Annotated in this window: 11 protein-coding genes; 5 read left to right on the forward strand and 6 right to left on the reverse strand. The window is 43.7% G+C overall.

Features of this window, described 5'->3' with window-relative positions; all coding sequences use genetic code 11:
• Positions 1–68: 68 nt before the first annotated feature.
• From DYD21_RS11390 to DYD21_RS11405, 4 genes are all read right to left on the reverse strand, one after another.
• Positions 69–548, reverse strand: a complete 480-nt coding sequence (locus DYD21_RS11390) for an NUDIX domain-containing protein (protein ID WP_158551587.1) — start codon at positions 546–548, stop codon at positions 69–71.
• Positions 545–2,188 carry a CTP synthase gene (locus DYD21_RS11395; protein ID WP_116036722.1) on the reverse strand — a complete coding sequence of 548 codons (1,644 nt, stop codon included), beginning with the start codon at positions 2,186–2,188 and terminating at the stop codon, positions 545–547. Before DYD21_RS11395 ends, DYD21_RS11390 begins: the two co-directional genes overlap by 4 nt.
• Before the next feature lie 118 nt (positions 2,189–2,306).
• Positions 2,307–3,146, reverse strand: a complete 840-nt coding sequence (locus DYD21_RS11400; protein WP_116036725.1) for a glycerophosphodiester phosphodiesterase family protein — start codon at positions 3,144–3,146, stop codon at positions 2,307–2,309.
• 212 nt (positions 3,147–3,358) lie between these two features.
• Entirely contained in the window at positions 3,359–3,706 is a 348-nt protein-coding gene (locus DYD21_RS11405) for a hypothetical protein (RefSeq protein ID WP_116036727.1), read from the reverse strand.
• 109 nt (positions 3,707–3,815) lie between these two features.
• Here DYD21_RS11405 and rlmB point away from each other — a divergent pair, with 109 nt between their 5' ends.
• Positions 3,816–4,559: a 23S rRNA (guanosine(2251)-2'-O)-methyltransferase RlmB gene (gene rlmB / locus DYD21_RS11410; protein ID WP_116036729.1), complete on the forward strand. Its 744-nt coding sequence runs from the start codon at positions 3,816–3,818 to the stop codon at positions 4,557–4,559.
• A gap of 359 nt (positions 4,560–4,918) precedes the next feature.
• Here the strand turns inward: rlmB and DYD21_RS11415 are convergent, their stop codons facing one another.
• Together DYD21_RS11415 and ndk are read right to left on the reverse strand one after the other, a co-directional pair.
• Positions 4,919–6,172, reverse strand: a complete 1,254-nt coding sequence (locus DYD21_RS11415) for an exo-beta-N-acetylmuramidase NamZ domain-containing protein (RefSeq protein WP_116036732.1) — start codon at positions 6,170–6,172, stop codon at positions 4,919–4,921.
• A 106-nt stretch (positions 6,173–6,278) separates the two neighbouring features.
• On the reverse strand, positions 6,279–6,710 hold the full coding sequence (gene ndk / locus DYD21_RS11420) for a nucleoside-diphosphate kinase (protein ID WP_116036734.1): 432 nt from the start codon (positions 6,708–6,710) through the stop codon (positions 6,279–6,281).
• 115 nt (positions 6,711–6,825) lie between these two features.
• On the opposite strand from ndk, the gene DYD21_RS11425 reads away from it, so the two are divergent.
• From DYD21_RS11425 to DYD21_RS11440, 4 genes are all read left to right on the forward strand, one after another.
• The gene (locus tag DYD21_RS11425) at positions 6,826–8,676 is read left to right on the forward strand and encodes an adenylate/guanylate cyclase domain-containing protein (RefSeq protein WP_116036736.1); all 1,851 of its coding nucleotides are present in this window, start codon (positions 6,826–6,828) and stop codon (positions 8,674–8,676) included.
• A 619-nt stretch (positions 8,677–9,295) separates the two neighbouring features.
• The gene (locus DYD21_RS11430; protein ID WP_116037127.1) at positions 9,296–9,733 is read left to right on the forward strand and encodes a methylglyoxal synthase; all 438 of its coding nucleotides are present in this window, start codon (positions 9,296–9,298) and stop codon (positions 9,731–9,733) included.
• Positions 9,734–10,461: 728 nt separating this feature from the next.
• Positions 10,462–13,284 carry a TonB-dependent receptor domain-containing protein gene (locus DYD21_RS11435; protein ID WP_158551590.1) on the forward strand — a complete coding sequence of 941 codons (2,823 nt, stop codon included), beginning with the start codon at positions 10,462–10,464 and terminating at the stop codon, positions 13,282–13,284.
• Between the two features lie 35 nt (positions 13,285–13,319).
• Positions 13,320–14,621, forward strand: coding sequence for a RagB/SusD family nutrient uptake outer membrane protein (locus tag DYD21_RS11440; protein WP_158551593.1), 1,302 nt, complete (start codon positions 13,320–13,322; stop codon positions 14,619–14,621).
• Positions 14,622–14,660 lie beyond the last annotated feature (39 nt).

Raw genomic sequence — 14,660 nt, forward strand, 5'->3', positions numbered from 1 at the left:
AGCCTCTAATCTAAAGAGTACGGGTTGATGCAATTACTGAGCAACATCAGTGCTATTTTTTATCCAAATCATCCCGTAAAATAGAAGGCCGTTCCCTCAGAGAACGTAGATTTTAAGACCTCTTTGAGATCATCTCTCAAAAAATGCGGAAATACAGATAATTCCCCCAGTTCCTCAAACGGAATAAAACCACAGTCAAGAATTCGTTGATTGTGTTGCCCCAGTTCCGGATCCCTGCCGGTTACCAGTTCCCCTCCCGTTTTTTGAGCCAGGAAATAGAATTCAACCGCATGAAAAGGAGGTTCGATAAATTCATGAATAGCAGCGAGATGCTTCACTTCAGCTACGATACCGGTTTCCTCAAACGTTTCTCTCACGGCCCCGTCACGGGCTGATTCTCCAAATAAAACTTCCCCGCCGGGTGGCATCCAAACAGGATAATCTCTGGTGGGCACTCTTTGTTTTACAAGCAGCAGCTTATCATCGTCAGCAACCAGGCAGCAGGCCCGGTTGCGAATTCGGTTTTGGAGTTTTCTTTTACCGCTCACTCTGCGGTTGATTCAGCTACCGGTTCCTCTTCACGTTTTGCCCTTGCTGCAATACTTGCGGCCACAAATGAGATAAACAGCGGATGAGGATTGTAAACAGTACTGCGAAGTTCCGGGTGAAACTGAACTCCCACAAACCAGGGATGATCGGCGAGTTCTACAATCTCCACCAGATCTTTCTCCGGGTTAACTCCTGAAACGACCAGACCAGCACTCTGAAGGTCTTCTCTGAGTGCGTTGTTAAGCTCATACCGGTGACGGTGCCGTTCGTCAACAGAATCTATGCCGTATGCAAGAGCTGCTTTTGTTCCTTTCTTCAGTGAACAGGCATATTTGCCAAGGCGCATGGTTCCGCCTTTATCTTTCACATTCTTCTGTTCAAGCATCAGGTCAATCACAGGAAATTCAGTATCCTTAACGAATTCTGTGCTGTTCGCACCTTCCATTCCGGCTACATTCCGGGCGAATTCCACTACGGCTGATTGCATGCCAAGGCAGATTCCAAAAAATGGAATCTCGTTTTCCCGCGCATACTTCACAGCACGGAATTTTCCTTCTACTCCGCGATCACCAAACCCCGGGGCAACAAGAATTCCTGAAACGTCCCCAAGGTATTTCTCAATATTCTGAGCGTTTAGTGTTTCGGACTGAACCCATTTGATGTTTACTTTTGCATCGTTCGCGGCGCCTCCGTGAATCAACGCTTCAACAATCGATTTATAGGAGTCGTGATGCTCAACATATTTTCCTACAAGCGCAATCTTCACGTTTGCTGACGGATACTTGATTTTATCCACAAAACTAATCCACCGCTCAAGGTCGGGTTCTGAAGTAGTGAGGTTCAGCTTTTGGATTACCCGCTTATCAAGCCCCTCTTTTTGCATCAGAAGCGGTACTTCATAGATGCTCTCAGCATCAAGTGAAGCGATTACATCTTCAATATCCACATTGCAGAACTGGGCAATTTTCCCCCGGATGGATGTATCGAGTGAATGTTCCGAACGACAAACCAGAATATCGGGACTCAAACCACTTTCAGACAGTGTTTTGACGGAGTGTTGCGTCGGCTTTGTTTTCAGTTCACGTGCTGCGGCAAGATAGGGCACAAGTGTCAGGTGTATCGACAATGTATTTTCGCGGCCCACTTCATATTTCAGCTGGCGCATTGCCTCAATGTAAGGCAAACTTTCAATATCACCCACAGTACCGCCAATCTCAACAATCACAATATCGTAATTCCCCGATTCGCCCAGGTTTATGACATGTGATTTGATCTCGTCTGTAATATGAGGAATCACCTGTACTGTCTTTCCCAGGTAAACACCGCGGCGCTCTTTTGTAATAACATCGTAATAGATACGGCCGGTGGTTACGTTATTCTGCTGGGACGTTTTTATATCCAGGAATCGTTCATAATGGCCCAGATCCAGATCGGTCTCAGCGCCATCATCGGTCACGTAAACCTCACCATGTTCATAGGGGTTCATCGTCCCGGGATCCACGTTAATGTATGGATCAAGTTTTTGGACGGTAACATTTAAACCCCTGGCAACAAGAAGACGCCCCAGGGAAGCACAAATTATTCCTTTGCCGAGTGATGATGTTACCCCTCCGGTAACGAGAATATATTTCGTGGGCATGTGAGTTTTACCTTGGTTGATGGAAAATTAAAAATAGCAGGCTCCCTCTTCCCGTTCAAACCAAATCACAATAAAGAATAAACTTTTTCTATCCATACTCTGCAAAGCTAATTCATTCTTAGGAATCTAAGGCCGACAACTCTTCTGAGGCCACTTTTCGTAACAGATCGGGTCGGTCAGAAAAGATTCCGGTTGCCCCTTTTCGAATCACGGTTCGCATCTCAGCTTCTGAATTTATAGTATAAATCCAAACCGGCACGTTATGTTGAGATAGCTTCTTCATCAGCGGACGCTTCATCTGACGCGAAAGCATATTGAGTCCATCAGCATCCAAACGACTCATCATACGATATACAAGCCGTGTTCCATAGCTGTATTCACTATTCAGAATAGCGGTTGAGATGTCGTCTGAGATTTCTTTGACACGTTTAATTGCGTTCCGGCTGAAACTGGAAATCACAATGTGATTCTCCATTTCGAACTGCCTGACGAGTTCAATAACCGCCGGCTCAATACTCGTTTTTGAAACATGACCTCTCTTTTCTCCTTTAATCTCGATGTTGAGCGCAATCTTACCTTTTGCCCAGCTTAAAACCGACTGGAGTGATGGGATGGTAACGTCACTAAACTCCGGACCAAACCAGTTTCCCGCATTCAATTCCTGAAGTTCTCTGTACAGAAAATGCTGTACATTTCCTCTGCCGTTCGTAGTTCGATCAAGCGTTTCATCATGCATCACCACCGGGATTCCATCCCGTGAGAGCAATACATCAAGTTCGATCATATCTGCTTTCATTCTGAATGCATTTTCAAAGGCAGGCATGGTATTTTCAGGAAAATCGAAACTGGCTCCGCGGTGAGCAATTACAAAAAAGCCAGCTCTTGTTTTGAAACCGCCAACCGGCTGAACCCTATTTTTTACGGTTCGAATTCCTCCGCCAGATTTCAGGGTATGCATCTCTGAATTTGAACTACGGGCGGGCACACTCTTGATGCGAGATTAGAAATTGAATGAAAATAATCTGCTGAGTCATGGGTAGACTTTTATACAAAACGGGTCGTTCCAGACCCTTTCATTTTATGGTTCATGAATGACTCATCCAGTAACTACTAACAATCTGATAGCCCTGGAAGCCAGATTCCACACAGCATCAACCATAAAAAGCGCTTCTAATTCTGGTCCCGAATAACGCGTTTAATGGATTGATTAATCAAGGTATCAAAATTACCATTTGCAGCAATGGAGTGAAATATAAGGTAGACACCGAACATACTTGATATACTTCCAATGAGGCTTAAAACAGCGGAAAGCCATAATGGAGTTAAAAGACCTAAGATCGTTACGCCAACGATGCTAAGTCCTGCTACAATCTGAATGATACCTGCGGTAATGACTCCGGCGTCACCATTCAGAAAGAATAGAAACTTTTTTTGCTGAACAGTTGATTTCTGCTGGCTTTTACCGGTAAACCCGAGATATTGGTTGCCGGATTTCTTTTCTTTAGGGTTATTCTTCATAGTGGTGATAATCTTAGAGATTAGGTTTTATCCACAGACAACAAAAAAACATTTTCTATATAATATCATTTGACTGACAACATGCAAACTGCAAGCACAATTATTATAAATGCCTAACAAATATGCATACGGTATCAAACCAATCGATGAGCTTCTCACGAACGATCCATCGAGTGTAGATAAAATTTATGTACGTGATAATTTGTCGGGTAACAACGTACACTCTATTTTTAACCGGGCATCGGACCATAAAATTCCCGTTACTCGTGTTCCGCCCTCAAAACTTTTCGACCTGGTTGGGGATGTGAACCACCAGGGCGTGGTAGCCGCTATTTCTGAGATCACCTACATCGAGTTTGAAGATTGGCTGATTGATATTACCCCCACCCCGCAAACGGCTGTTCTCTGCCTTGATGAAATTGAAGATCCTCACAATTTTGGCGCAATTTTACGCACTGCTGCTGCTGCCGGAATCACAGCCGTAATTGTGCCGAAGCATCGCCAGGCGCCGGTAAACGCCACAGTAATGAAGACCAGTGCAGGAACCGCCGGACGAATTCCAATTGTACGGGCGGTAAACCTTAACCAGGCCATCCTGACTTTAAAGGAGAATAAATTCTGGATTGCCGGCCTCGATCAAAACGCTGAAACCACGATTTGGAACCAGAAATACGACGTACCCATGGCTTTTGTAATTGGAAATGAGGGACGGGGAATGAGAAAAAAAACGGGCGAACATTGCGATTTTCTGCTTTCACTTCCCATGCACAACGATGTTGAATCGCTGAATGCATCCGTCAGTGCTGCCCTTGTTTGTTACGAATGGAGGCGCCAAAAGCTGGACGGAATATAAATTTTATTCTATCAGCAGTATAATCTCCGCATTCATCAATTAAGGTATGCGACAGAGCCTGTTTACAACATAATAAGTGCGACGATTATTCCAATAATTACCAATATCCCGAAACAGCCACCGCTCAACTTCCATAATCCGTATCCTGCAAGAATCTTCTTTAAACTCATGATTTTATTTTTTAATTAGTTGGTTAGATTTCTTTTTCCTGGGTGTAAATGTGTCTCTGGTGAATCTCTTAACTTTTACTTTGTAATATTAGACTCTATTTCCATCAGCAAAAAGACAACATTTAACCATACAAACAGGTAAAAATCTATTTTGTTCCAAATCGTTAGATATTGAAATTTAATCATATATTAATAAATTAAATAGTTCTTACGCGCCTCTTTGAATTCATCCAGTTCAAAATCCGCATCCTGCGGTGAAGCCTCTCCACTGATTACCTGGTCGATTTTTCTTGTACCTGCAAGCCTATAGAGAAAGTTATTTGTCTCAGCTTCTGGTGAATGCTGCATAAGTTCAGCTATTATAATCAAGCCATTTTCGAATGGTTCGTATGCTGTGTAATCATCTACATGTACACGAATTCCATATGATTCTTCGCCTTCATGTTTTGGAGATGGGGCCACTCCCGGTATCGACTCCGGGGTAAACACAGCCGGGCTCACTCTTCCACCGCTGATTGATTGATTCATACGTTCAAAGTTTTCCTCGTCAAGCCGGGTTGATGGTGATCCGATCAGTAAAAACGGATCTTCCGTTCCCCGTCCTTCCGACATAGTTGTGCCCTCTATTAAGCATGTGCCCAGGTAAACATAGGCGTGCTCGAACGTTGGCAGATTTGGCGATGGCGCAATCCAGGGAAGCCCGGTGTCTGGCCAGAGCATTTCCCGGCTCCACCCTTCCATTTCAATAATGCGAATCTTAGGATCGGACTCTGTATCCAGCCATTGTTTCCCAACCATCATTTTTGCGAGCTCGCCAAGAGTCATGCCATGTGCCACCGGCATGGCATACGGGCCGACAAACGAGGTAAACTCATCCTCACGTATCCATCCGCTGATATATTCACCACCCAGCGGATTTGGCCGGTCGAGAATCCAGACAGGCAGCCCGGCATCTGCGGCAGCTTCAATCACCAATCCCATCGTTGCGTGATAGGTATAAAATCTTGCCCCCACATCCTGCATATCAAACAGCAGCAGATCCACATCCCGGAGCATTTCAGGAGTCGGTTTTCGCGTCTGTCCATACAGTGAATAAACGGGAAGGCCGGTTTGCTGATCTGCCCCATCTTCTATTCTTTCGCCAGCGCCCGCTTCACCTCGAAATCCGTGCTCGGGGGCATACAGCGCTGTGATGTTCACACCACGGGCAAGGAGCGTATCAAGCATGTGAACACCATCTACAACAGCTGTGGGATTCATCACCAGTCCCACGCGTTTCTCCTGGATCTCATCCAGATGGTAGGTAATCAATCGCTCTGCGCCTGTAACAACTGCTGTTCTTTCGGAAGGGCTATTCAAATCGCCTGAATCGCACGCAATAGCTGAAAATATAAGTCCAAAAATTAGTATTGATATCGCAGTCCGCACAGTAGAAGTGATCATGAAAAGTGATGGATGAAGTTTTTGATAGTGCAAATTCCATGTATGAAAAAATAGAGGCCGGGATTAATTCAAACCGGCCTCTGGTACATATTCCCACAAAGAAAAATTAGCTGTTATTAGCAACAACTTCTGATTCGGCAAAGAAATAGGCCCCTTCAATTTTACCATTTTCCACAGAATCTGATCCGTGAACAATATTTTCTCCAACACTGTCGGCAAACTGTGCACGAATGGTTCCCTCTTCCGCTTCTGCCGGATTTGTAGCACCAATCAGGGCTCTGAAATCTTCGATAGCGTTCTCTTTTTCAAGGATCATGGGAACGCATGGTCCGCTGCTCATAAACTCTACAAGCTCACCGAAAAATGGACGCTCTTTGTGTACGGCATAAAATCCGCCGGCTGTCTCTTTGGTTAGGCGGGTCAATTTCAATGCTTTAATGGAAAAGCCGGCTTCCTGGATCTGTGCGGTAACAGTACCGATCAGGTTTTTACGTACGCAATCCGGTTTTAATATCGTGAGTGTTCGTTCTACTGCCATGTTTTTTATAGTTTTTTTGTAACAAATTAATGTTGAAATACTCTTTTAGATATAGAATCGTCAAGATACGATATCACGTGTAGAAACTCGACAATGCGTTTTTAAAAACTTTTTGATGAAGAGTTACCCATTTTCCTACAGTTGGCAAATTAATTCGGCGGGAACCCCGCCGCAGCTATGGCCATATATATCGGATTCCAATCGCTTTTTTAAAGATATGGGGCAGCATCCGGTTCAGGAAGCCGTCATCTCACACGATCTACCCCGTCACTTTGCCCAACTCGAATATAACAATCTTCGCCGTGCCGATATCTGGAAGGAAGAGCCGTATCAGTGGCAAGCCCCTCACTTTCTAAAAATTAAGCGGGAATACCAGCGCGGACCGTACGAAAATCTGCATATTAAAATAGAGCTGAACCCGCTTCGCAGCAGCCGCGAAAAAGGTACGGCCATCACAATTCATTTTGAAGGTGTGGCACGCGGGTTTATGGGCTCAGTGCGTACAAAACGTCATTTTTCGGCACATTTCCGGCGAAAGTTAAAAAAAATCATTCAGAAGTATGATGATTCTATCGTCGGCCACAGATTTCCCGAAGGAAACCGGCCGTTTTGGAAAACCCGTAATCCGGGTAAATGGAGTACGCTTTTGGATCATCTTACCGCCGCCAGTAAAGAGCCGGAACTTTCTCGCCGGATCATCGAACACCTTCGGTTCGGTGACGAGCAGGATCTGAAAGTTATCAACCCGATTCAATTGGCTAAAATGTGGGCATTTCCCCTGCATCGTGTGCTGGAAACCGGGTACCAGGCGGTTCTGCTAAACATCATGAACATGGAGTGGCGGCAGATCTGTCCAACGTGCAGGCGTACGTTAAAAATTTCGCGAAAACTGGATGAAATAAGCAGCTCTCACTACTGCAGGCATTGCGGTGACACCGTGCATTTTGACCTGAATAATTCAACTCAGCTCGTTTTTAAATGTCATCCGCTGATCCGAAAGCTGAGTGAAGATACCTACTGTGTTTCCGGCCCTCACGATCGCGACCACGTGCTGCTGCAGCAATACATTCAGCCGGGCACAAAACATTTTGTACAACTAAACCTTCCCAAAGGCGATTTCCGTGTCCGAACAGATACTCTCGACCGGGATATGCATGTAAAAGCTGACATCAACGGTCTGGATAACGTCACCATGACGCTCGAAAAAGGGGAAGGAGAAGATGATTATACTCCTCTCAATCCCCGTTCCGATATGATCATCAAGAACCGGACTGACAATCCGCTGCTTGTTTCTGTGGAGGACACAAATTGGGCCGCATATGGCGTTTCGGCTGCAGAAGTTACATCTCAGCAACTGTTTCGCGACTGTTTTCCAAAAGAGCAGCTCCGTCCCTCTCTGAAAATGAAGTGCACGGAACTAAGTGTTCTCTTCACAGATCTCATCGATTCCGCATCGATTTATACCAAAGGCGGTGATGAAGAGGCGATCAGCCGGGTGATGGATCATTTTGAGGTTTTGCGGCAGATCATTCGTGAAGAGCGCGGGGCCGTTGTTAAAACCATCGGGGATGCTATCATGGCCGTTTTCCGGAAACCGGATGGAGCCGTTCGGGCATACAGAAAAGCCCAAAAATACTTCAGTTCTGCGGAGAATGCGGAGAATCAAATCAAACTGAAGGGAGGACTGCACTGCGGAAACTGTTATGCAGTAACTCTGAACAACAGGATTGATTACTTTGGCAATACCGTGAACTTTGCCGCTCGCCTTGTTGAAAAAGCAGACAGCGATGAACTTGTGATATCCGACACCACTCTCGCCCATAAAGATCTGCAGCGATTTTTAATGCAGGATGATATTTACTGCGACATCAGCGGTTCAGAATCAAAAATTAAAGGGTTTGGTGATAAACTCCACCCGATCCGGCGGCTTAATCTGCAAAAACCTGCCATGAAACTGGTTATCTAACTTGCCATGAGATAACAATCTATTTCATTTATTCAGTATCAAGTCTCCCCTAAAGAGGCTGTGAGAATTTACACTCTCATTCGTTGGCATTATTTATTTTTTTAGGCGTGTAAGCTTGTATTGAAGCTCCCCTCCCTATCAAGTCCCGTTAGGGCGCGATAGGGAGGGGACGGGGGTGGGTCAGAAAGCCTGGGAGCTGAGAAAATGAAAGAAATCTTAATTTATTTAAGTACATTTATTTGGAAAACAATTTCCTCACAGCCTCTCTAAGGGGGACTTTTTTCTCCATAATTCAAGAATCGAACTGAGGTCTTGAGATAACAATCTTATTTCCCTCCCCTATTCAACAAAATGCTTTTGCATAAAGTAAATTATCTCTATTCTCTTTCTACACCTGTGCTAAGCTGATACAATAGAAACACACGTTTCATCACATAGTACTTTGAAACGTGAAATGTCACGAAACAGACCTTAATGTAGTTATATATATTTATTAATCGGCGGTATCAGGTTGTGCAAACAGAGAGCTCCTAAATTTTTAAAAATCAATACAGTCTTTATGCAGAACAACATCAAACCATCAAAATCGCACCCCAGTATTGGTTCACATACCTCAACTATGGAGTCCAAAAAACGGATTGGTCTGATAGCGCACGATTATCGAAAACTTGATCTGCTCGACTGGGCCGAGTACAACAGTGACATCCTGAAAAAACATGAGCTGTTTGGTACCGGTACTACCGGCGGTTTGATACAGGAGAAAATCGGGCTCCCGGTTCACCGGTTTAAAAGTGGTCCGCTCGGGGGTGACCTTCAGATCGGGGCGGCAATCGCTGAGGGAAAGCTGGATCTGCTGATATTTTTCTGGGATCCTCTCCAGGCACAGCCGCACGATGTTGATGTAAAAGCCCTGCTCCGAATGGCAATCGTCTATAACATTCCGCTTGCCTGTGACCGCTCCTCGGCTGACTTTTTAATCACTTCCCCACTGATGGATGAACCGTATGAACGTTATTTGGTGGATTATGGGGATAGGCTCAGCAATGAGAATAAATAGATAACTCTACATTAATACAATTGTCACGGATTTGAACAGACACCAATGAGTACTTACTGTTGCGGGAACAAGCCGCAGGGAAAATGGATTCACTCATTTTTTTAGGAGAGCAGTCGGCCAACGGAAAAATCCCTTACCTAACAGTCAAGAGATACCGAATTGGAGTCAAACATGACGTAATTGATGAGACATCTTCGTTTTGAACAGTCTCAGAATATTTAAAAAACTATGTTGAAAACTACTTTTATGAGAATGTATTTAGAGAATCAATTCTAAACTTTAGCTATCGTTAACTGCAGGTCATTTTAATTTATACCTAAATATTAATTCCAGCAGCCCATTTCTTCATCCTAATACTCAAGACTGTGCCTTTCTTTTTGACAATTATCTCCAGAAATAATTTTTTTTACTCGTCTTAGTATTTAATAGATAAATCATATCACTAATTAAAGCTAAATTATTTAATTAATTTAGCTTTAATTTTAAAAATATTAATAAACATTCAAAGAAAAGGGCTTCCCTTTTGATTAGAAATTAATTTATTTAGGTAAAAAAGAATTTATTTATATTTAATTAATTAAAATTTTCAATTTTGAATTAATTTATTTGTTGAAATTGTCAATTTTAATGATTTGATTAGCCTGTCGTTGCTTGATATTTAATTTTGTTAATCAAATCTAAAATTGCTCAATATGAAGAAAAGCTACACTTACCTTAATTGGTGTTTCGTGTTTTTGACACTATTCTTCTTAAACACCACTTTCAATACAACAGCATTCGCACAAAATGCCACACTAACCGGGCAAGTAATCGATAGGCAAACTGGTGAAAGCTTACCCGCTGCAAATGTTATAATCGAAGAATTACAACGTGGAACAGCTACTGACATGGATGGTGAGTACACGATTGAAAACATTGAACCGGGCACATATACTGTTATTGCAAATTTCATTGGTTACCGCGCATCAGAGCAGACTGTAGAGTTATCTGCTGACGAAGTATTACAGCTGGACTTTGAGTTGCAATCTGATATGATTGGTTTAGATCAGGTTGTGGTAACTGGGCAAGCAGGTATGACCAGGCAACGCGAAATTGGCAGTTCTGTTGGTAGAATTCAGGCTGAAAACTTGATCGGAAGTACCAGTAATGTAGAAAGTATGATTCAGGGACAGGTCGCTGGGGTAAATATCATGCAAACTGCCGGCTCTTCAGGTGCAGGTGGTCAAATACGGATCAGAGGTAATGTCAGTGTGAGTATGAGTAATCAGCCTTTGATTTACATAGACGGTATTCGATTGCGTAGTGAACCATATCCTAACAATGTTCCTCCAGTAGGATTTGCCGGACGAGGAGCGAATGTACAATCCACCCCAATCAATGACATTATTCCTGCAGATATTGAAAATGTTGAAATCATTAAAGGAGCTGCTGCTACTACTCTATACGGTTCTGAAGCTGCTGCAGGTGTGATTCAAATATTTACTAAAATGGGTTCCAATATTGACCGGCCTATCTGGCATGCAGAAGTTGAACAGGGTGCTAATTTCATGAGACCTTTTGGAACTGATGAAGTGCCATATATTTTTTTAGATCCCTGGCTGAGAACCGGGCATTCACAGAGATATTCTATGTCGGTGAGGGGCGGAGATGACAGAGTTCAATACTATGTCTCAGGTAATTTTTCAGATAGTGAGGGTGTTTTACCAAACGACACTGAGGATAAATATGCACTCAGGGCAAACTTCAGATCACAGTTAGCCGAGAATCTTTACCTTAGAGTAAATAGCGCGTATACACGGCATGCCATTATAAATACTGCATCTGGTAATAATGCCCAGGGTTTAACTCTAAATGCCTACAGACAGGATCAAAACTATATCGGTTCGAGCCGAATAGAGGATATAGATCAATTTCTGGATTACGATATCCAGACAAATAACAATCGGTTTATGGTTGGAGGCACTTTGAATTACCAACAGGCTTCTAATTTGGACCATGATTTTACTGTTGGTTATGATTATGCTGATAGCGACCTGTTTCAGCAAAGACCTGTTGGATTTCCAGGAGCTACACAAGGAATCCGCTCCAACCAACGATGGAATTACACTACACTCACTTTAGACTATACCGGTACTTATAATTGGAGAATAAATCCAGATTTACGATTTAATTTTGCTTGGGGTGGTGAAACCGTTCAGACTCGTGAAGCATCCGTTACCGGGCATGCCGAAGAGTTTCCCGGACCTGGTGAACCGACGCTCACAAGCGGTGCTCGAACACTGAGTTTTGAAGACCGGATTCGGATCATCACTGGCGGCTTTTTCGGCCAGTCGGTTATCGACTTCAAAGACAGATACTTTTTGACTCTGGGATTAAGAGTCGATGGAAACAGTGCATTTGGTGAAGATTTAGGACTTCAGCCTTATCCCAAGGTGAGTTTTTCCTACGTTCTGTCTGATGAAAGCTTTTGGGACAACAGTCTTGGTACACTCCGCCTTAGAGCCGCATATGGACATGCTGGCCGCGCCCCGGGAGCATTTGACGCTGTCCGTACCTGGTCTCCTGTTGGGTGGGGTGAACGTGTTGCATACCGGGCAGCAAATGTTGGGAATCCCGATTTAGGCCCTGAAAGAACCAAGGAAACTGAATTTGGAATAGATCTTTCTACATTCAATGACCGGTTAAATATTGATTTTACATACTACTACCAAAACACTACAGATGCACTATTCAATGTACGGCAAATACCTTCTCAGGGATTTTTATCAAGCCAGCTTGAAAATATTGGCGAATTGGAAAATCAGGGTATTGAGCTGACTATTAATGGTAAAATTGTCGAACGAAGCAACTTTGGATGGAATGTCGGTTTAAATTTAGCGACTAACCAAAGCAAAGTACTTGATTTAGGAGAGGCTGCTAACTTCAGCCTGGATGGAAATCATGGCTGGATTGTTGAAGGTCAGCCTGTGCCTGTTATCAGGGGTGATAGAATTACAAATCCTAATGAAATTGGTGAGCCTAATTTAGAAGAAAATTACCATTACGGGCCAAACGAACCTACGCATATTATTGGCATAAGCACTTCATTTGATCTGCCTTACGGAATCACTCTTAGCGCAAGAGGAGAATATCAGGGTGGGCACTACATCTATGATGGTGCATCTCTCAATACTCTCGCCCGCGGTGTTCAGTTCCCCACCTGTTTCGACGCATTCGACCTCATTAATGCCGGGCAATCAGATCAGTTAACTGCACTTGACAGATCACGATGTATCCCCACCAACGTAAGGTCTGATTGGTTTATTTATCCGGCAGACTTCTTCAAGCTTCGTGAACTATCACTCAGAATCCCACTGCCTATTGACCTGGGGCCTCACGGATCATCTACGTTTACTGTTACAGGAAGAAATTTATGGACTTGGAAAAACTCTGAATTCCCAATTTTTGATCCTGAGATTACGTGGAGAGGTGCTGGTGATGCCACACGTCAGATTTTTGAGCATATCCCTCCGGCAGCATCACTGACTGGAACTTTAAGGGTTACATTTTAATGAAGTCAATCAAATTTAATTTATACGGTAATACAATGAAAAAAATACAGCCTAAACCTAAATTTAATTGGTATTGGAACCGCATAATCAGTGTTGGACTATTGGTCTGTTTTATTACCATTTTAACAGCCTGTGATTTTGAGGTTACGAACCCCGGCCCTGTTCAGGATGAATTCCTGAATGAACCCGGTGCACGGCAAGCCATCGTAAATGGTATTGCCAGAGATCTATCGGATGCACTCAACTGGGTAGGTTTTAGAAGTGCAGCAGTAACCCGGGAAATTCACCCCTCAGGATCTACCTTCTCTTATGGTATATCTCCAAGAGCACAGGTCGGTTTGCTGCCCGATGATGAAACCGATACCTATTGGGATTTTTCTCAACGTTCACGGTGGACTGCCAGTCACGCTATAGAACGCTTACAAGAAACTATGGAACAAGAAGAGTTCAACAGTTCAGAGCTTGTTGCCCAAGCTTATTTATGGCAGGGCTATGCAAATAGGCTATTGGGAGAAAATTTCTGCCGTGCTGTAATTGACGGTGGTGAACCAGAAAATTACCAGGCTTTTTTAAATCACGCTGATGAAGCTTTTACGAATGCAATTTCATCTGCACAGGCTGTGGGCGACCCCGATATTGAACTTGCCGCTCTTGCTGGCAGGGCATCTGTAAGAAGATATTTGGGTGACTTTCCAGGTGCCGTGGCAGATGCTGAACAGATTCCATTCGAGTTTGTCTTCGAGATGCCATATAACCAGGTCGAACAGGATCAACACAACAGAATTTTTGAATCCTCAGCTGACAACCCATACAGAGCACATACCGTTTGGCAAACGTACTATGAAGAATACTTTGAAGAATTCAATGACCCACGAACTCCCTGGGGATTTGACCCGGACAGACCAGTAGGAGACGCTGCTGTTGGAAACCTTGGAAATGTGCCCTGGTATTTTCAACTGAAATATGACAGCCCCGATGATCCAATAAAATTATCATCCGGTAGAGAAATGGTACTAATCGAAGCAGAAGCTGAATTATCTTCTGGAAACTGGGCAGACGCTATGACACTAATCAATAGCTTGCGAAATGATGTAGGTGTTGATGAATGGGTTGCTGCTAACGAAACTGAAGCGTGGACCTACCTGAAAAGAGAACGAGGTATTGAACTTTGGCTCGAAGCAAGACGCCTGGGTGATTTGAGGTTATGGGACGAGAATAATACACCGGGGGAACTTCACCCATTGGAGGCTCAAGGAGGAGAGTTACCACTGAGCAGTGATAGAAGTCTGTGCTTCCCTATACCTGAATCAGAACTGGATACGAATCCAAATATTTAAAAAATTTATTGTGTGACATCCCTTTTTTTAAACAACTGA

It is taken from the genome of Rhodohalobacter sp. SW132 (genome assembly GCF_003390325.1).
Lineage (GTDB): Bacteria > Bacteroidota > Rhodothermia > Balneolales > Balneolaceae > SW132.

Bases quoted from the DNA above. Each gene is read 5' to 3' on its own strand.
- DYD21_RS11425 (WP_116036736.1), top strand. From the start codon at position 6,826: ATGAAGAGTTACCCATTTTCCTACAGTTGGCAAATTAATTCGGCGGGA.
- DYD21_RS11430 (WP_116037127.1), top strand. From the start codon at position 9,296: ATGGAGTCCAAAAAACGGATTGGTCTGATAGCGCACGATTATCGAAAA.
- ndk (WP_116036734.1), bottom strand. From the start codon at position 6,710: ATGGCAGTAGAACGAACACTCACGATATTAAAACCGGATTGCGTACGT.
- DYD21_RS11415 (WP_116036732.1), bottom strand. From the start codon at position 6,172: ATGATCACTTCTACTGTGCGGACTGCGATATCAATACTAATTTTTGGA.
- DYD21_RS11400 (WP_116036725.1), bottom strand. From the start codon at position 3,146: ATGCATACCCTGAAATCTGGCGGAGGAATTCGAACCGTAAAAAATAGG.
- DYD21_RS11440 (WP_158551593.1), top strand. From the start codon at position 13,320: ATGAAAAAAATACAGCCTAAACCTAAATTTAATTGGTATTGGAACCGC.
- DYD21_RS11395 (WP_116036722.1), bottom strand. From the start codon at position 2,188: ATGCCCACGAAATATATTCTCGTTACCGGAGGGGTAACATCATCACTC.
- rlmB (WP_116036729.1), top strand. From the start codon at position 3,816: ATGCCTAACAAATATGCATACGGTATCAAACCAATCGATGAGCTTCTC.
- DYD21_RS11405 (WP_116036727.1), bottom strand. From the start codon at position 3,706: ATGAAGAATAACCCTAAAGAAAAGAAATCCGGCAACCAATATCTCGGG.